This window comes from Nonomuraea sp. NPDC049158 (assembly GCF_040648335.1).
Lineage (GTDB): Bacteria > Actinomycetota > Actinomycetes > Streptosporangiales > Streptosporangiaceae > Nonomuraea.
On record NZ_JBEZDM010000034.1, the window covers coordinates 1 to 18,180 of the forward strand.

The following is an 18,180-nucleotide window of genomic DNA, read 5'->3' on the forward strand; positions in this document are numbered from 1 at the left end:
TTCTCGCTCATGGTCTTGTTGGCCGGCCCCTGGCATTGGCAGCCGCCAGTTCCCGCCGGGGAGACCGGCGGCACGGGGCGGGCACCGGCCTCAGCCGAGTGACAGCCGGTCCAGGTCGGGGGCGGCCTCCGTGTCGTTGTGGATCTTGATGGTGTTGGCGCCCGCCCGCAGGGTGACCGGCACGGACGTCGTGTACGGGGTGTTGTTGCCGACGCCGCTCACCTTCACCTCGATCGGCGCGGCGTCGTTGACGGTGACGAAGTAGGAGCGGTCGCCGTTGACCGTGAAGTCGATGAACAGCGTGTACTGGCGGGCCGTGTCGACGGTGACGTTCTCGAACAGCACGTACGCGTCCGCCGCCCCGCCCAGGTTGCGCACCTTCTGCCCACCCGAGCAGGGCGAGCAGTTGGTGATGCCCGCGCTGCCGAGCCGGTTGCGCGAGTCCTCGGCCTCACGCACGAACACCCGGTCGGCCGGGCGCAGCCGTACCCGCAACTGCTTGGTGACCTGGTTGGCGCGGCCCAGCACCTGGAAGGAGGCGGTGATGGGGATGTCGGCCGCGGTGACGTCCTGGCCGGGCGGCGAGGTGAGGGTCCAGGTGCCCTCCAGCGTCTGGCCGAGCCGCAGGGTGGCGGCGGTCGCGGCGGCGCCGGTCAGCGTCCAGCCGGCCGGCACCACCGGGGCCAGGTTGACCTGGTCGAGCGCGTCGTCGACGTCGAGCCGCAGCTTCGCCGACACCTTCATCGACTGCTGCCCTGGACCGACCCACTGCAGGCCGGACGGGTCCACGGTCATCGTCGTCTTCGGGACCTCCGAGGCCGGCGGCATCGGCGCGACGGCGATCCGGTCGAGCCCGGGGCCCTGCCGGGCCGTACTGGACAGTGTGATCGTGTTGGCGCCCGCGTTCAGCGGCACCGCCAGCGCCGTGGCGGCCGGAACGTCGGCGTTGTCGCCGCTCACCGGCACCTCCACCGCCGCGGCGCCGTTGACGCTCACCGACAATGAGGTGGCCGCGGCCGTGGTGTGATCGAGTTCGAGCCGGTACGTCCCGGCCGCCGGCACCGTGACGTCGCCGTAGGTGACCGCGTTGCGCGGGCCGCCGCCCAGCCCCACCACCCTGGCCAGGCCGGAGCACGCCTGGCACAGGTCCAGCCGGGCCGAGCCGCTCCTGGCCTGCCGCTCCGCCTCCAGCGACACCGCCGCCCCGAGGCCCACCGGGTAGGCCGACGCCACCTTGATCTCGTCGATCTGCAGCTCCTGGTAGAAGCGCGGCGCCTGCGGGCCGCCCCAGGTGTTGAGGACTTCCAGCTTGAGGTAGCGGGCGCGGGTGCCGCCGAGGTCGACGACCTGCACGCCGCGCGCGCTGCGCATCGCCGCGGAACGTACGGGCTTGCCCCAGTGCTCGCCGTCGTCGCTCGCGTAGACCCGGTAGTCCTTGATCCGGGCCGAGTCCTCGGGGCGGCCGAACGTCTCGCGGGCGTACGTCGGCGACCACTCGCGCTGGTTGACCGCCAGGTAGGCGGCCTCGCGCCGCTTGCCGAGGTCCAGGGTGAGCGAGACGGGCAGCTTGGCGTCGGCGTCCCAGTAGTTCTGGAAGCTGCCGTCGACCAGGGCGCTCGCCGGGTGACCCGCGCGGGTGGACGTGGCGGTCGCCTTGAGCGCGCTCTGGGGGTAGAAGTGCTCCTGACCGCGGGTCTCGACCTTGAACACGGTGTCGTAGTCGTCCCACTTGGTGATGCCGAGGATCGTCAGGTAGCCGCCGGACTGGGCGAACCGCATGCGCTCGCCGGTACGCAGATCGCTCACCGCGGAGACGCGATAGCCGTTGTCGCGCAGCCGCACCTGATCGGTCCTGGGCCTGGTGACCACGTGCACGTACTGGACCTTCGCGCCGCGCTCGACGGTGACGACGCCGTGCGCGCCGTCGTTCCAGAAGCCCGGCTGCATGCCGCCGTACATGTAGCCGCCGCCCTCGGTCCCCTGCAGCGACGACCGGATCGGCGGCACCCACCCGGCCATGAAGGTGTTGAACTCCTCCTGCTGCGGCGGGAACCTGCCGTTGACCATCGGGGTCTCGGCCATCAGCGACTTCATCGAGGAGCCGGCGTTGGTGACGTAGCGGCCGGTGCTGAGCCGGAAGTCGACGGGGTGACTGCCGCCGTCGTACCACCAGTCACCGGTGGTCGGGAGCTTGTAGTCGGCCTCGGTCAGGCGCGGCATCGGGGTGAAGGCGGCCTGCGGGTAGTCGTAGGCCGGTGTCATGCCGGTCTTCTGCTCGTTGCTGACCGTGTCCATGATCGGGGTGTCCTCGTTGTTGTTGCTCAGCAACCAGGACGGGCGCCTCTGCCGGATCTGCTCATAAAGCTGGTTCTGCTCCCAGTACTCGTTGTCGTTGTCGATCCAGAACCCGGCCAGGTCCGGATAGTTCTCCATGACCTCGAAGAACAGGTCGTAACTGAACTGGCCGAACCCGTTCCTGGTGGTCAGGTCGACCGAGCGGCCCTTGTAGGCGGAGTAGGCGGCGGAGTCGAGCGTCTCGACGCCCTGCTCGTTGTGCCACTGCGGGTCGTCGGTCATGTAGAGGATGACCCGCACGCCCTTGGCCTGGCCCGCCTTCACCAGCTCGCCGAGCAGGTCGCGCTGGGTGGCGCAGCTGCCGGGGATCTTCGACGGCCACGGCCGGGCGTAGCCGAGCCTGCTGTGGAAGGTGGCCAGCACGATGTAGGAGGCGCCCAGCTTGCGGGCCTCGTCGACCCAGTAGTCAGGGCTCCAGCCACCGCCGGTGACGTCCCGCTCCCAGGCGGCGCAGTCGAGGTGACGGGGCGCGGTGAACATGCCCCAGTGCAGGAAGAGCCCCGCGGTCGAGTCGCGCAGCCACTGCTGCCGCGGGTGCTCGACCTCCGCGCCGGCGGCGGGGGCGCCGACGATGTAGGCGGTCAGGGCGAGAAGGAGGGCGGCGCAGGCGGACAGGACTCTGGAGGGGGTGCGGCGGCGCTGCATGGCGATCGCTCTCTCGCTGGGCTGACGGGGGGTAACGCCAACAAGACTGATCTCTCAGACATCCGATGAATACACGAGACAGAGCCCAGAGTCAAGAAAGACCGCCCTCCGGGCGGTCAACTCATCCGATGACTTCAGTCCTCGGCGAGGACGATCACCAGGTCGCGGGGGCCGAAGGTGACAGCAGCCGACTTACCCGGATTTAGTACGACACCGTAGGCGGGTGGCGAGGCGGCCTCGGCCAGCACGCGGTAGCCGATCGCGGTCTCGCCGCGCGTCCGCGCGGAGTAGATCACGGTGGCGAAGCTGACCGACACTCCGGGCTGGACGTAGTCCGTCGCCGGCTTGAGGTAGATCTCCGACCCGGCGGAGTCGAACAGGAAGCGGAACACCTGCCCCAGGTGCGGGTTCTCCGACAGCTGGGTCATCAGCAGGCTGATCAGCTTGTCGCTGACGACGAAGTCGTCGGCCTTGGTGACCTGGGCCAGGCGGCGGTTGCGGTCGTCGTTCATCTCGCTGACGATCGCGTACCGCTGCCCGGACTTCGAGGCCATGTCGCGCAGGTGCAGCAGCGTCACCAGTGTGCGTGAGTCGCCGTGCTGCGGCTCCAGCCGGTCGTCGGCCAGCACGATGATGTGGTCGAAGGTGCCCACGTCCAGCGCTTCCAGGGTGACCCGGTCGGTGGTGTCGCACTCCTTGACGTTCACCGCCAGGTTGCGCAGGGCCACCTTCGCCCGGTCCAGGCTGTCGCTCTCCTCGACGGCGGTGGCCGCCACGTGCAGGGTCGACCCGGGCGAGACGTAGTGGTCCAGCTCCTGCACGATCTTCGGGGCGCGACTGTTCCAGCCCAGCAGCAGCGTCCGCTCCGGCGGCGTCGCCTGGCGGGCCGGGCGGGTGATCGCGCCCTCGACGACCGGCGGGAAGCTGCGGACGAGCCGGATGGCGGAGTCGTCCTCGGCGACCACGATCATCTGGTCGTCCTGGGTGATCTCGGTGTTCATCGGCGGGTTGAGCACCACGGACCCGTCGCCGTGCCGGATGCCGATGAGCGAGGCGGTCTCGTAGGCGAACAGCGCCTCGCCGTAGGGGAAGCCGGTCAGTTTCGGCTCGGGCCGCAGGTAGATCTCGTCGCCGCCGAAGTCCAGCAGGTCCGTGCAGACCACCGACAGGCCCGACTGGCGACAGGACTGCACGATGAGCCGGGAGGCGATGTCGTCGGTGTCGACCACCTGCGCGTGGCCGCCCCCGGCCAGTTCGGCGGCCACCAGGTTGGTCGTGTCCGTGACGGAGGCGATGATCGGCGGGCGGCGCCGGCGCCAGTTGCGGTTCGTCAGCGCCAGCAGCGTCTTGACGACGTGCGCGTCGGGATCGTCACCGGCCGGGGACAGCACGATGGCCGCCCGTGCCGTGTCCAGGCTCATCAGGTCGAGGTCGGTCGGCTCGGTCGGGCTGCCGGAGCGGACGACGACCCGGGTCTTGCCGGTGCTGCCCAGCCGCGAGCGCAGCTCCTCCTCCATCTCCAGCTTGTCGCGGTCCCCCAGGATCGCCACGCAGGACTTCGACTCGCTCTCGTTGGCCTCCACCAGCTCGGGGATGATCGTGAAGATCTGGTCCGACCAGCCGATCAGCGTCGTGTGCCCGGACTCCACGATCTTGGAGCGGCCTTTACGCAGCTCCGTCAGCTTGTTGTCCAGACCGGTGGTGAGCACACCGACGAGGCTGCTGACGATGAGCAGGCCGCCGATGGTGATCGTGAATCCCAGGACGGTGAAGAGCGGGCTGCCCTCGTTGTCGCCGGCCACGGTGCCGGCGTCCATCGCCCGCATGAGCATGCCCCACAGCGCCTCGTTCCAGTTCTGGTGCGGCAGGTCGTCCCGCGCGAGCACATAGACGAGCACGCCGAAGCTGCCGACCATGACCACGGTCACCAGCGCGAGCCAGCCGATCAGGGCCGGTGTGCCCTTCGACATCGTGTTGTCGAACCAATAGCGAAGACGCTCGCGCCGCGTGGCCATGACAAATCCCGTCCTTCATGGATCGCCGCATGGGACAAGCGACCCGGTCCCTATCCCCGTTCGACGGGCGGGACGCCGTACAGCGCGCCTTTCCCCGTGGCTGTCCCATCCGCCTGCCCCTCGGGCCCTGCCTCGGTGACCGTGGTCATCAGAGGCGCCGGAGGTGACTCTGAGGCGCGCGTCACAACAATAGCGACATCTACCCCTTTGCCCCCACCGATCCACCGAAAGCATCCCGGCTGCTCCCCGGTCAGACTCGCCGCATGACGTGCAGCAGGTACTCCTTGCGGTCCAGCGGGTTGTGGTCCGTGCGCGGCCGGGCCGGGACCGAGCCGCTGACGGGCTGGTAGCGGTCGAAGGCCGACTCCAGCACGCCCTCGCCACGGGTCAGCCCCGGCAGCTGCTGCTGCAACTCGTGTACGCGGGCCGCCGGGATGTCCCCCTCGACCAGGCAGGACGCGCCCCGCATGGCCGGAGTACGGGGGACGGCCCGCAGCCGGGCCAGCTCCGGCAGCACACCGCCGATCGTGTCGGCCGGGACTTCCAGGGTGAAGCGGTGCATCGGCTCATGCACCCTGGTCCCGGCCTGCCGCAGCGCGTTCATCAACACCAGCGGCGTCAGGTGGCGGAAGTCCGCGCCGGTGCTCGACATGCTCTTGTCGAAGATGGCGTGGGAGTGACTTTGGCGCGGCGAATAGCCGGAGTGCGTCATGGTGACCGTGCAGTCGGTGACCTGCCATCCGTACAGGCCCTGGTTCAGGCTCTCCCGTGCGGTGTCCTCGACCGCCTTGTGGAAGGCCGGCGGCAGCGCGCCGGGCGAGACCGCCAGCCGGTAGCGCACGCCGGTGCCGACCGGGGCGGGCTCGACGCGCAGCCCGACGGTGGCCAGGAACGGGTTGGGCGCCTTGCCGTTGAACTCGACGGCCGCGCCGGCGCCGATCGGCCGTTCGACGCAGATCGTGGTCGTCTCGCGGAAGCCGACCTCGAGGCCGAAGTCGGCGGCCAGGGTCGCCTGGATGACCTCCTTCTGCACCTCGCCGTAGAGCGAGACGTAGATCTCCTGCCGGATGTCGTCCTGGCGCAGGTCGATCAGCGGATCCTGCTCGGCGAGCTGGGCGAGGGCCACCCGCAGGGCGCCCAGCGCGGCGGGGCTCGCGGGGACGACGACCGTTTCCAGGGTGGGCGGGGCGAAGTGGTGACGGCCGTGGTCCTCGCGCGGTTCGCCGATCGTGTCGCCTAGCTGGATGTCGGCCAGGCCCCACAGCTTGCCGATCTGCCCCGCCGTGACCGAGGGGCGCTGGACGTCGCTACCGCGGTCGAACACGCTCAGCGCGGTGACCTTCTGATCGTCGCGGGGTTCGCCCTGACCGTCGTGGAAGCGCAGCCGGTCTCGTACGCGTACCGTTCCGCCGAACATCCGGGCATAAGCGATCTTCTCCCCCGCCGGGCCGCGTTCGACCTTGAAGACCGTGCCCGAGACGGGGTCGCCGGGCTCGCCCTGGGCGGCGGGCAGCAGCTCCGCGATGCCGGCGCTCAGCGCGTCCACGCCCGCGCCGGTGATGGCCGAGCCGAAGAACACCGGGTGCGCCAGCGCCCGGCCGGTCTGCGCCGCGAGCTCACGCCGCAGCCGCCGGTAGGAGACGGCCGTCTCGTCATGGACGTAGGCGGCCAGGAAGGCGTCGTCGTGGTCGGCCAGCAGCTCGGTCAGCCGCGCGGTGAAGGCGGCGTCGCCGGGTCCGTACGGAAGGAAGGCCGCCTCAGGGGTACCCGGGTCGCGCGCCGAGCCCATCGCCACGATCGCGGGCGTCAGCTTCTCGGCGATGGCCCGCAGCAGCCCGTCGTCCTGGGCGCCACGGCGGTCGATCTTGTTGACGAACAGCAGGGTGGGGATCCGCAGCCGCCGCAGCGTGCGCATCAGCACGCGGGTCTGGGCCTGCACACCCTCGACGGCGGAGATCACCAGCACGGCGCCGTCGAGCACGCTCAGCACGCGTTCGACCTCGGCGATGAAGTCGGGGTGGCCGGGCGTGTCGATCAGGTTGACCGTGACGTCGCCGATCACGAAGGAGACGACGGCGGACTTGATCGTGATGCCGCGCTGTCGTTCCAGCGCCAGCGAGTCGGTCTGGGTGCTGCCGTCATCGACGCTGCCGATCTCGTCGATGACACCGGCGGCGTAGAGCAGCCGCTCGGTCAGGCTGGTCTTACCGGCGTCTACATGCGCCAAGATCCCCAAGTTCAACGTGCGTTCCAAGCGTTCTGTCCTCTAGATAGGTGGCTGTTGCCGTCGCGGGGGACACGAACGCTGGCCTCATCGGTGTGCTCCTTGGGTTGGGTGGACTGGTTGCCGGGAGGGAGTACAACAGACGGCCGCCGGGCGGGGCAACCGATTTTGCACGCCTGCTGGAGTTTGCCGAACAACCATCATCGAGATATCTTAACCATCCGTATGATGAGATCATCCGAAATTCGGCGTGGAGGACACATGACCAGCGACGTACCGCACATCGACCTCACCGACCCCGACGTGCACCGCGACCCCTTCGCCGCCTACGGCCGCGCCCGCGAGATCTCCCCCATCGCCCGCGTGGGCGCCCCCGGCTTCGGCCCCATGTGGGTCGTGACCCGCCACGCCGACATCAAGACGATGCTCGGCGACCCCCGATTCGAGATCAGAAGCGACAGCTTCATGCGGCCCGACGTCCCCGAGGACTACCGGCCGTACATGCGCACCATGTCGGAGATGAACGGCGCCGAGCACCTGCGGCTACGCAGGCTGGCCGCACCCGCCTTCACCGCCCGCCGCGCCGCCGACTTCGCCCCGCGCGTCGCGCCGATCGTCGAGGCGCTCCTCGACGACCTGCCCGGTCACGGCCCCGTAGACCTGATGGCCCATGTCGCCCGGCCGCTGCCCATGGACGTGATCTGCGAGCTCGTCGGCATCCCCGCGCCCGACCGCCTCCGCTGGCGCGAGTACGGCGCCACCGTCGTCACCAGCGCCGGCCCCGCCTTCGCCGCCGCCATACCCGCGATCATCGAAGGCGCCAAGGCGGCCGTCGCCCGCCGCAGGACCGAACCCGCCGACGACCTGATCTCCGACCTCATCGAGGCCCAGGAGGAAGACGGCGACCGGCTCAGCGACACCGAACTCGTCACCCTCATCTGGCATCTGGTCATGGCCGGCCAGACCCCCACCAACCTCATCGCCAACGCCGTCGAAGCGCTGCTCACCCACCCCGACCAACTGGCCGCGCTCCGCGCCGACCCCGGCCTCATGCCGGGCGCCGTCGAAGAGCTCATCCGCTGGTGCGGCCCCACGCTGCTGACGATCCCCCGCTACGCCCGCGAAGACGCCGAGCTGTGCGGCACCCTCGTGGCCAAGGGAGACGCCGTCACCGCCTCCATCGCCGCCGCCCACCGCGACCCCCGCGCCTACGCCGACCCGGACCGCCTCGACCTCACCCGGCCCGTCGGACAACCCGGGCATCTCGGCTTCTCCCACGGCCCGCACTTTTGCGTCGGCGCCGCCCTCGCCCGCGTACAGACCGAAGTCGCCCTCACCACCCTGCTGCGCCGCCACCCCGGCCTCGCGCTCACCGAGCCCGCGCCGCGCGCCCCCGACCCCGGCACCTGGCGCCTGGCCGCCCTCACCGTGACCCTCTGATCACCGAGGAGATAGCTCAGTGGTCCGCGACCAGCCGACATGCACCTTCTGCGGCAAGACCCAGCGGCAGGTGCGCAAGCTCATCGCCGGCCCCGCCGGCATCTGCATCTGTGACGAATGCATCGGACTCTGCACCGAACTCATCGAGGCCGACGAGCGCACCCCGCCCCCTGACCTGCCCACACCACGGGACATGCACGAACGTCTCGACCACTACGTCATCGGCCAGGACGCCGCCAAAAGAACCCTCGCCGTCGCCGTCTACAACCACTACAAACGCGTCCGGCACCCCGAGGACCTCGAACTCGGCAAATCCAACATCCTGCTCATCGGGCCTACCGGCAGCGGCAAGACCCACCTCGCCCAGACCCTCGCCAGAATGCTCGACGTGCCTTTCGCCATCGCCGACGCCACCGCGCTGACCGAAGCCGGCTACGTCGGCGAAGACGTCGAGACCATCCTCCTCAAGCTCCTTCAGGCCGCCGGAAATGACATCGCGAAGGCCGAAACAGGCATCGTCTACATCGACGAGATCGACAAGATCACCCGTAAGAGCGACAACCCCTCCATCACCCGCGACGTCTCGGGCGAAGGCGTCCAGCAGGCACTGCTCAAGATCCTGGAAGGCACCACCGTCGGCGTCGCGCCCCAAGGCGGCCGCAAACACCCCCACCAGGAAGTCATCCACATCGACACCACCCATGTGCTGTTCATCGCGGGTGGCGCCTTCACCGGCCTCGACGACCTCATCGGCCAACGCACCGGCCGCGGCAGCGCCGGATACGCCCCCACCCGGAGAACCGGCCCGCGACCTCACGTCACCCCCGCCGACCTGCTGACCTTCGGTCTCATCCCCGAACTCGTCGGCCGGCTACCGGTGATCTCCACCCTGGACCCACTCGACCGCGCGGACCTCATCCGGATCCTCACCGAACCCCGCAACGCGGTCATCAGGCAGTATCAGCGGCTCTTCGCCCTCGACGGAATCGACCTCGAATTCACCGCCGAAGCCCTCGCCGCCATCGCCGACCAGGCGCTCCTGCGCCGCACCGGCGCCAGGGCCGTCCGCGCCATCCTCGAAGAGACACTGCTCAATCTCATGTACGAGATGCCGAGCCGCGACGACGTGGCCCGGATCGTCATCGACCGCGACACCGTACTCGACAACGTCAATCCCACTCTGGTGCCCCACGACCACCCCAGCCGCCGCCCGGAACGCCACGGCAAGTCGGCCTGACAGCTCACCCGCCGACGAACGCCAGCGCCTGCTGCAGATTGTGCTCGGCGATCCCCCGCATGAACTCACGCCCCGGAAAATCACCCTCGATCAACCGCAACGGCCCGGCCACCAGCGACAGACGCATCGCCAGCGTGTAGAACGACAACCGCCGCTCATCCAGCCCGTCCCAGCGCAGCGACTCGTAATGCTCGTGGAAGCGCAGGCGCAGGAACGCGTGCTCCCACTCGACATCGAAGTACATCAGCCCCTCGATGTCGATCAGCATCGGCCGCCCGGCGGCGTCCACCAGCACGTGGTCCGGGCCCAGCTCCCCGTGGACCAGCGCGTGCGCCGAGCGCGGCCGCACGCCCGCCGCCAGCTCCCGGACCACGCCCGCCAGCCGATCACGAGCCGCCGCGAGCCGCCCGTCCCGCGCGGCCCCCTCTTCGAGGTCGACGAGCGCCCGGTCGAAGACCAGCTGCTCGCACGACCGGCCCGCGGAGCCCCCGCCACGGTCGACCCAGGCCACCTTGCCGAAGCCCGGCCCCACCTGACCGCGCATCACCTCGAGCGCCTCGGCCAGCCGCGCGAGGACCGGAGCCGCCGCCCGCGGATCACGCTGGATGAGCGTCTCCAGCGTCCCGCCCGGCACGTCCTCGACCACCGCGATGTCGGCCGGATAGAGCTCCCTGCTCCGGTCGGCCAGATAGACCCGCGGCACCCGCACCCCGGCGCCGTCCAGCCGCCGATGAGCGGCCTCGAACAACTCCAGACCGGAAGCGGGCGAGAACGGGTCCGCGTGATCGTCGACCTGAAGGCCGGGCCAGTAGTTCTCGGCCGCGTCCCAGATATAGGCGATGGCGGTGAAACCGTCCTCGAGGAGAAGCCGGTACACGCCCTTTTTCGTGCCCCCTCGAAGGCGCGTCACGTCGACCAGCCGGCGCTCGGCCCCCAGGGCCGCCCGCACCACACCCGTCAGCTGCTCACGCGCGGCGAACCTGCGTTCCATGGCTCCCCCGATGCTTGAACCCGACGGTCAATCGGCGACTGTCAGGTGTGGGACGATAACACGGCGTTGGTGACGTCCCGCCTGCTTCTCCCCCCAGACGACCTCCGCTGTCAACCCGCAGGATTGATACGGTTTGACCAAGTAATCGAAATCTTGACCGGATGGGGTAGCGGTGGAGATCGAACAGACGGCGTTGCCAGGGATCGGGCTGCGGCACGAGTTTATGACGCGGTCCGGGCGGCGGATCGGCATCGTCTCGCACCGCACCGGCCGCCGGGACCTGGTGATCTACGATCCCGCCGACCCCGATCGCGCGTGTGAGACCGTCAAGCTGAACGACGAGGAAGCCGACGCGCTGGCCGAGCTGCTGGGCGCGCCACGCGTGATCCAGCGGCTCAACGACCTGCATCGCGAGGTCGAGGGACTGGTCAGCGAGAAGCTGCCGATCGGCGAGGACTCTCCGTACGCGGGCCGGCCCATGGGGGACGCGCGGGTGCGCACCCGTACGGGCGCCTCCATCGTGGCGGCGGTACGCGCCGGCCAGGTCCTGGTCAGCCCGGGCCCGGACTTCGTCCTGGCGGCGGGCGACATCGTGGTCGTGGTGGGCAGCGCTGACAGCACCGCCGCGGTGGCCGACATCTTTATCAACGGGTAGGGCCGCGAGTGCATCACACGGCGATTCTGTTCCTGGAGTTCGGCGCGGTTCTGCTGGGGCTCGGCATCTTGGGAGCGCTGGCCCTGCGCGTCGGCATCTCCCCGATCCCCCTCTATCTGATCGCCGGACTCGCCTTCGGCACCGGCGGCATTCTGCCGCTGGCCACCAGCGAGGAGTTCATCTCTGTCGGCGCCGAGCTCGGCGTCATCCTGCTGCTGCTCACCCTCGGCCTGGAGTACAACGCCGACGAGCTGGTGACCAGCCTGAAGGGCAACGCCCGGGCCGGGCTCGTGGATCTGGTGCTGAACGCGGCACCGGGCGCGATCTGCGCCTTACTTCTGGGCTGGGGCCCGGTGGCGGCGGTGGCGATGGCCGGCGTCACCTATGCCACCTCCTCCGGCATCACCGCGAAGGTGCTGTCGGACCTGGGCTGGATCGGCAACCGGGAGACACCGGTGGTGCTGTCGCTCCTGGTCTTCGAGGACCTGACGATGGCCGTCTACCTGCCCGTCCTGACCGCCCTGCTGGCCGGGTTGAGCCTGGTGGGCGGCGCGATCACGGTGGCCATCGCGCTGGGCACGGTCAGCGTGGTGCTCCTGGTCGCGCTGCGCTACGGCCGCTTCATCGAGGCGTTCGTGCGCAGCCCCAACTCCGAGGTGCTGCTGCTGAAGGTGGTCGGGCTGGCGTTGCTGGTGGCCGGCGTGGCCCAGCAGCTCCAGGTGTCGGCCGCGGTCGGCGCGTTCCTGGTCGGCATCGCGCTGTCCGGAGAGCTGGCCGAGGACGCTCAGGCGCTGCTGGCCCCGCTGCGTGACCTGTTCGCGGCCGTCTTCTTCGTCTTCTTCGGCCTGCAGACCGACCCGACGAAGATCGGCCCGGTGGCCGGGCTGGCCGTGCTGCTGGCCGTGATCAGCATGGTCACCAAGTTGCTGACCGGCTTCTACGCCGCCCGCCGGGCCGGTATCGGCAAGGCCGGACGGGCCAGAGCGGGAATCTCGCTGATCCCCCGCGGTGAGTTCAACATCGTGATCGCCGGGCTGGCGGTGGGCGCCGGCGCCCACCCCGATCTCGGGCCGCTGGCCGCGGCATATGTGCTGATCCTGGCCGCGTTCGGCCCGCTGGCGGCACGGCTGGTCCAGCCGTGGATCACCGCCATCGCCAAGCGTGCGTGAGCGCGGGACCAGCCGCGCCCGCCGCCTTTACAAAGTAGACTCCTACTCGCGCGCCCCCGCAGGCTCGGAATATACGGCCGATGTGCGACTGTTGGACTCGCGGTGGCGCAAAAGCCACAAAGGCGGCGGACGCAGCGTGTGCCCTTCAGAGCCCTTCGGGGGCGGCAGGATGCGGCAGGGTCGGCTCCGCCTGACTTGAGGAGCAGTATTTGCGCCCATACGCAGCCGATCTCCTACACATCGATGATACCAACCGTTTCGAGCCGTTAAGAATCGCTTCACGGGCCGTTTATCCGGCTGGCCCGCTGGCGGCGGCACCCCGTACCCTGCTCGACATCCTCGACGAGACCGCGCGCGTCCACCCGGACGAACCCGCGCTCGACGACGGCACCACCCGATTCGGCTACCGGCGGCTCCGCGCCGAGGTGGCGCGGGTGGCGGACGCGCTCACGGCCGCCGGGGTCCGCCGCGGCGACCGGGTGGGCGTGCGCGTGCCGTCCGGCACCGTCGAGTTGTACGTCACGATCCTCGCCGTGCTCGCGGCCGGCGCCGCGTACGTGCCCGTCGACGCCGACGACCCCGAGGAGCGCGCCGAGCTGGTCTTCACCGAGGCCGCCGTCTCCGCGATCGTGACCGGCAGAGCGAACGACGACCCGGCGGACGAGCCGGCCAACAGGGCGAGCGACGACCCGGCGGACGAGCTGACCGGCAGACTGGTCATACGGCCCATGACGCCCGAGTCGCCGGCCGCCCACGACGGCCACGCTCCACGATCGCCCGAGCCGGACGACGACGCCTGGATCATCTTCACCTCCGGCTCCACCGGCAAGCCCAAGGGCGTCGCCGTGACGCACCGCTCCGCCGCCGCGTTCGTCGACGCCGAGGCCGGCCTGTTCCTCCAGGACCGCCCGCTGGGCCCCGGCGACCGGGTGCTCGCCGGCCTGTCGGTCGCCTTCGACGCCTCCTGCGAGGAGATGTGGCTGGCCTGGCGGCACGGCGCCTGCCTGGTGCCCGCCCCCCGGTCGCTGGTGCGTACCGGCATGGACCTGGGACCCTGGCTGGCCGCGCAGGGCATCACGGCCGTCTCGACGGTGCCGACCCTGGCCGCGCTCTGGCCGGTCGAGTCGCTCGACGGCATCCGGCTGCTGATCTTCGGTGGCGAGGCGTGCCCGCCCGAGCTGGTGGAGCGGCTGGCCGTACCGGAACGCGAGGTCTGGAACACCTACGGACCCACCGAGGCGACGGTCGTCGCGTGCGCGGCGCGCCTCACCGGCGCGGAGCCCGTACGCATCGGGCTGCCCCTCGACGGCTGGGATCTGGCCGTGGTCGGCGAGTCGGGCGACCCGGTGGCCATGGGCGAGACCGGAGAGCTGATCATCGGCGGCGTGGGCCTGGCCCGCTACCTGGACGCGGTGAAGGACGCCGAGAAGTACACGCCGCTGCCGTCACTCGGCTGGGAACGCGCCTACCGCAGCGGCGACCTCGTACGCGCCGAGCCGGAAGGGCTCTACTTCCTCGGCCGGGCCGACGACCAGGTGAAGCTGGGCGGCCGCCGGATCGAACTCGGCGAAGTGGACGCCGCGCTGCAGGCGCTGCCGGGCGTCACGGGCGCGGCCGCCGCGGTGCGGACCGCCGGTGGCGGCCACCAGCTGCTCGTCGGCTACCTCGTGGCGGGCGACGGGTTCGACCTCGCGGAGGCCCGCGAGCTGCTGGCCGAATCACTGCCCGCCGCTCTGGTTCCCCGGCTGGCGATGGTCGAGGCGCTCCCGACGCGTACCTCGGGCAAGATCGACCGCGACGCGCTGCCCTGGCCGCTGACCGAGACGGGCACCTCGGCCGCCACCCCCGGCGTGCTGAGCCCGGTCGAGTCCTGGCTGGCCGAGCGCTGGAGCGACATCCTCGGCGTCGCGCCGGACGGGCCGGAGGCCGACTTCTTCACCGACGGCGGCACCAGCCTGGCCGCGGCCCGGCTCGTGTCGGTCCTGCGGATCGACTACCCCGACGTGGCCGTGGGCGACGTCTACGCGCACCCGACCCTGGCCGGGCTGGCGGAGCTGCTGGCCACGCGCGGCCCGGCCAAGTCGGCGCGCCGGGCGGTGGCGCCGATGCCCGTACGGGCCTCGCTGGCGCAGGCCGCGCTGATGGTGCCGCTGCTCACGGCGGGCGCCATGCGCTGGATCGTGCTGCTGGCGACGCTCGGCAACCTGCTCGCGCCGCCGTGGGCTCCTGCCCTGTCGTGGTGGTGGGTGGCGCTGGGCTGGCTGGTCTTCATCACCCCGCCGGGACGGATGGGCCTGGCCGCGGGCGCGGCCCGGCTGCTGCTGCGCCGCGTACGGCCCGGCCGCCATCCGCGCGGCGGCGGCGTGCACCTGCGGCTGTGGTTCGCCGAACAGCTGGCCGCCAGGCTCGGCGTCCCCGACCTGGCCAGCGCCCCATGGATGGGCCTGTACGCCCGGATGCTCGGCGCCAAGGTCGGCCCCGACGCCGACCTGCACTCCGCTCCGCCGGTGACCGGCCTGCTCCGGCTGGGCGGCGGCGCCTCGGTCGAGCCGGAGGTCGATCTCAGCGGCTACTGGTACGACGGCGACGTGCTGCGCGTCGGCGAGATCCGGATCGGCGCGGGCGCCACGATCGGTTCCCGCTCGACGCTGCTGCCCGGCACCAAGATCGGAAAGAACGCGCAGATCGCCCCGGGCTCGGCGGTCGCGGGCAGCGTACCGGCCGGACAGCGCTGGGCCGGCGCCCCGGCCTCCCGGCAGGGCAAGTCGCGCCGGTCCCGGCCGTCTGACCGGGCCGTCCGCTCCCGGCGCTGGGTGCTGGTGTACGGCCTGTCGGCCGTCGTGCTCAGCCTGTTCCCCGCCGTCGCCGTCGTGTCCGGTCTGGCGGTCCTGGCCCGCTACGCCGGGGACGCGCGCACCCTCGGTGCGGCGCTCACCGGCGCGCTGATCGGCGTGCCCGTCGCGACGCTCGTCGGCATGTCGGTGTTCGCGCTGGTCACGCTGGTGAGCGTGCGACTGCTCGGCATCCGCCTGCGGCCCGGCCACCATCCGGTGCACAGCCGCCAGGCCTGGCAGGCGTGGGCGACCGGACGGCTGATGTCCGCGGCCCGGGTCTGGCTGTTCCCGCTGTACGCGAGCGTGCTGACGCCGGCCTGGCTGCGCGCGCTCGGTATGAAGGTGGGCCGGGGCGTGGAGCTGTCGACCGTGCTCGCGCTGCCCACCATGACCTCCGTCGGCGACGGCGCCTTCCTGGCCGACGACACGATGGTGGCCCCGTACGAGCTCGACGGCGGCTGGATGCACATCGCTACGGCGCGCATCGGCAAGCGGGCCTTCCTCGGCAACTCGGGGATGACCGCGCCGGGCCGCAAGGTGCCCAAGGACGGCCTGGTGGGTGTGCTGTCGGCGACGCCGAAGAAGGCCAAGTCCGGCTCGTCGTACCTGGGCATGCCGCCCGTCGAGCTGCGCCGTACCACCGAGGAAAGCGATCGGAGCCGCACCTATGACCCGCCCGCGCGGCTGAAGGTGGCCCGCGCGCTGGTCGAGATCTGCCGCGTGGTGCCCGCGATGGGCACGGTGGCGCTGGCCGTACTGACCGCAGGGGCGGTGGAGTGGCTCGCGGCGTCGTACGGCTTCGCGGTGGCCGCGCTGCTCGGCGGGGTGCTGTTCCTCGTGGCCGGAGTGGTCGCGGCGGCCGTGGCGAGCGCCGCCAAGTGGGCGCTGGTGGGCAGGATCGCGGCGGGCAACCGGCCGCTGTGGAGCTCGTTCGTCTGGCGCAACGAGCTGGCGGACAACTTCGTGGAGGTGCTGGCGGCGCCCTGGTTCGCCGAACCGTGGCTGGGAACCGCACCCCTGAACGTGTGGCTGCGCTCACTCGGGGCAAGCATCGGGCATGGGGTCACCCTTCACACCTACTGGCTGCCCGAGGCGGACCTGGTGAGCGTCGGCGACGGCGCCAGCGTCAACCGGGGCTGCGTGCTGCAGACGCACCTGTTCCACGACCGGGTCATGAGCATGGACACCGTCACGCTGGACGGGGGCGCGACGCTCGGCCCGCACGGCGTGATCCTGCCCGCCGCGCGGGTGGGCGCCGACGCCACGATCGGCCCGGCCTCGCTGGTCATGCGCGGCGAGGGCGTTCCCGACGGCTCCCGTTGGTTCGGCAATCCCATCGCGGCCTGGCGATGACGTCGTACTTTCCCTCGCACGGCGATCTCAGGTACGGGGTCACGCACTACGAACTGACGCTGAAGTACCGCGTGTCGACCAACTGGCTGGACGGCACGGCCCGGCTGTCGGTGATCGCGCACGAGCCGCTCGACGGCCTGGAGCTGGACTTCGGCCAGTTCCGGGTGGTCGGTGTCACCGTCGGCGGCGTCAGCGCCCGCTACACGCACCGCGACGGCAAGCTGCGCGTCGGCCTGGCCGCGACGCTACTCGCCGGCGACACCGCCATGGTGGAGGTCCGCTACACGGGCAGTCCCCGGCCGGTACGGAGCCCGTGGGGCGGCCTGGGCTGGGAGGAGCTGAGCGACGGCGCGCTGGTGGCCAGTCAGCCCATCGGCGCTCCCTCCTGGTTCCCGTGCAACGACCGGCCCGACGACAAGGCGTCCTACCGGATCACGGTCACCACCGCATCGCCGTACCAGGTGGTCGCCAACGGCGTGCTCGCCGGCAAGTCCCGGTCGGCGGGCACCACGACCTGGGTGTACGAGCAGGCCGAGCCCATGGCGAGCTACCTGGCCAGCGTGCAGGTCGGGCGCTACCAGTTCACGGACGTGGGCCGCACGCGCCTGGCCCACCCGCCCCGGCTCGGGACGCGCGCCCGCCACGACTTCGGCCGGCAGGACCAGATGATGGCGCTGTTCACCGACCGGTTCGGCCCGTACCCGTTCGCCACCTGCACCGTCGTGGTGGCCGACGACGACCTCGACATCCCGGTCGAGGCCCAGGGCATGGCGATCTTCGGGCGCAACCACGTCGACGGCCGGCGCGGGCACGAGCGGCTGGTCGCGCACGAACTGGCGCACCAGTGGTTCGGCAACAGCCTGACCGTGGCCTGCTGGAACGACATCTGGCTGCAGGAGGGCTTCGCCACCTACGCCGAGTGGCTGTGGTCGGAGGCGTCCGGCGGGCAGACGGCCGACGAGCTGGCCGCCCGGTGGCGGCGCCGCCTGGAGGTGCTCCCCCAGGACTTCGTGCTGGCCGACCCGGGCTCGGCGCTGCTGTTCGACGACCGCGTCTACAAGCGCGGCGCCCTCACCCTGCACGCGCTGCGGCGGATGCTGGGCGACCAGGCGTTCTTCTGGCACCTGCGGGACTGGACCACCGCTCACCGGCACGGGAACGTCTCCACCGAGGCTTTCATCGCCCACATGCGGCGGCACACCGCCCTGCCTGTCGGGCCGCTGCTGTCGTCGTGGCTGTACGACAAACAACTGCCATGACGC

At 71.0% G+C, this 18,180-nt stretch carries 10 protein-coding genes; 6 read left to right on the forward strand and 4 right to left on the reverse strand.

Annotation, left to right across the window (positions count from 1 at the left end):
* Window positions 1-90 precede the first annotated feature (90 nt).
* The 3 genes from AB0B61_RS45030 to AB0B61_RS45040 all read right to left on the reverse strand — a co-directional run bounded on the left by AB0B61_RS45030 (window position 91) and on the right by AB0B61_RS45040 (window position 7,269).
* Complete coding sequence (locus AB0B61_RS45030) at window positions 91-3,000, reverse strand: CBM35 domain-containing protein (protein WP_358446231.1); 2,910 nt, start codon at window positions 2,998-3,000, stop codon at window positions 91-93.
* A gap of 134 nt (window positions 3,001-3,134) precedes the next feature.
* Window positions 3,135-5,015, reverse strand: coding sequence for a potassium transporter TrkA (locus tag AB0B61_RS45035; protein ID WP_358446234.1), 1,881 nt, complete (start codon window positions 5,013-5,015; stop codon window positions 3,135-3,137).
* Window positions 5,016-5,265: 250 nt separating this feature from the next.
* A complete protein-coding gene (locus tag AB0B61_RS45040) occupies window positions 5,266-7,269 on the reverse strand; it encodes a translation factor GTPase family protein (protein WP_358446236.1) in 2,004 nt (667 codons plus the stop codon).
* A 231-nt stretch (window positions 7,270-7,500) separates the two neighbouring features.
* Between AB0B61_RS45040 and AB0B61_RS45045 the strand changes: the two genes are divergently transcribed.
* Window positions 7,501-8,679 (forward strand): cytochrome P450, encoded by a 1,179-nt coding sequence (locus tag AB0B61_RS45045; RefSeq protein WP_358446239.1) that lies wholly within the window; start codon window positions 7,501-7,503, stop codon window positions 8,677-8,679.
* A gap of 19 nt (window positions 8,680-8,698) precedes the next feature.
* A complete protein-coding gene (clpX, locus tag AB0B61_RS45050; protein WP_358446242.1) occupies window positions 8,699-9,916 on the forward strand; it encodes an ATP-dependent Clp protease ATP-binding subunit ClpX in 1,218 nt (405 codons plus the stop codon).
* A 4-nt stretch (window positions 9,917-9,920) separates the two neighbouring features.
* Here the strand turns inward: clpX and AB0B61_RS45055 are convergent, their stop codons facing one another.
* Window positions 9,921-10,907 carry a phosphotransferase gene (locus AB0B61_RS45055; RefSeq protein ID WP_358446245.1) on the reverse strand — a complete coding sequence of 329 codons (987 nt, stop codon included), beginning with the start codon at window positions 10,905-10,907 and terminating at the stop codon, window positions 9,921-9,923.
* Window positions 10,908-11,079: 172 nt separating this feature from the next.
* Here AB0B61_RS45055 and AB0B61_RS45060 point away from each other — a divergent pair, with 172 nt between their 5' ends.
* From AB0B61_RS45060 to AB0B61_RS45075, 4 genes are all read left to right on the forward strand, one after another.
* Window positions 11,080-11,562 carry a cation:proton antiporter regulatory subunit gene (locus AB0B61_RS45060; protein ID WP_358446248.1) on the forward strand — a complete coding sequence of 161 codons (483 nt, stop codon included), beginning with the start codon at window positions 11,080-11,082 and terminating at the stop codon, window positions 11,560-11,562.
* Window positions 11,563-11,570: 8 nt separating this feature from the next.
* Window positions 11,571-12,731, forward strand: a complete 1,161-nt coding sequence (locus AB0B61_RS45065; protein WP_358446251.1) for a cation:proton antiporter — start codon at window positions 11,571-11,573, stop codon at window positions 12,729-12,731.
* Window positions 12,732-12,940: 209 nt separating this feature from the next.
* Window positions 12,941-16,918 (forward strand): Pls/PosA family non-ribosomal peptide synthetase, encoded by a 3,978-nt coding sequence (locus AB0B61_RS45070; RefSeq protein ID WP_358446254.1) that lies wholly within the window; start codon window positions 12,941-12,943, stop codon window positions 16,916-16,918.
* Entirely contained in the window at window positions 16,915-18,177 is a 1,263-nt protein-coding gene (locus tag AB0B61_RS45075; protein ID WP_358446257.1) for a M1 family metallopeptidase, read from the forward strand. The genes AB0B61_RS45070 and AB0B61_RS45075 overlap by 4 nt, the downstream gene beginning before the upstream one ends.
* The last annotated feature ends 3 nt before the right edge of the window (window positions 18,178-18,180 follow it).

Bases quoted from the DNA above. Each gene is read 5' to 3' on its own strand.
- AB0B61_RS45030 (WP_358446231.1), bottom strand. From the start codon at position 3,000: ATGCAGCGCCGCCGCACCCCCTCCAGAGTCCTGTCCGCCTGCGCCGCC.
- AB0B61_RS45035 (WP_358446234.1), bottom strand. From the start codon at position 5,015: ATGGCCACGCGGCGCGAGCGTCTTCGCTATTGGTTCGACAACACGATG.
- AB0B61_RS45045 (WP_358446239.1), top strand. From the start codon at position 7,501: ATGACCAGCGACGTACCGCACATCGACCTCACCGACCCCGACGTGCAC.
- AB0B61_RS45055 (WP_358446245.1), bottom strand. From the start codon at position 10,907: ATGGAACGCAGGTTCGCCGCGCGTGAGCAGCTGACGGGTGTGGTGCGG.
- AB0B61_RS45075 (WP_358446257.1), top strand. From the start codon at position 16,915: ATGACGTCGTACTTTCCCTCGCACGGCGATCTCAGGTACGGGGTCACG.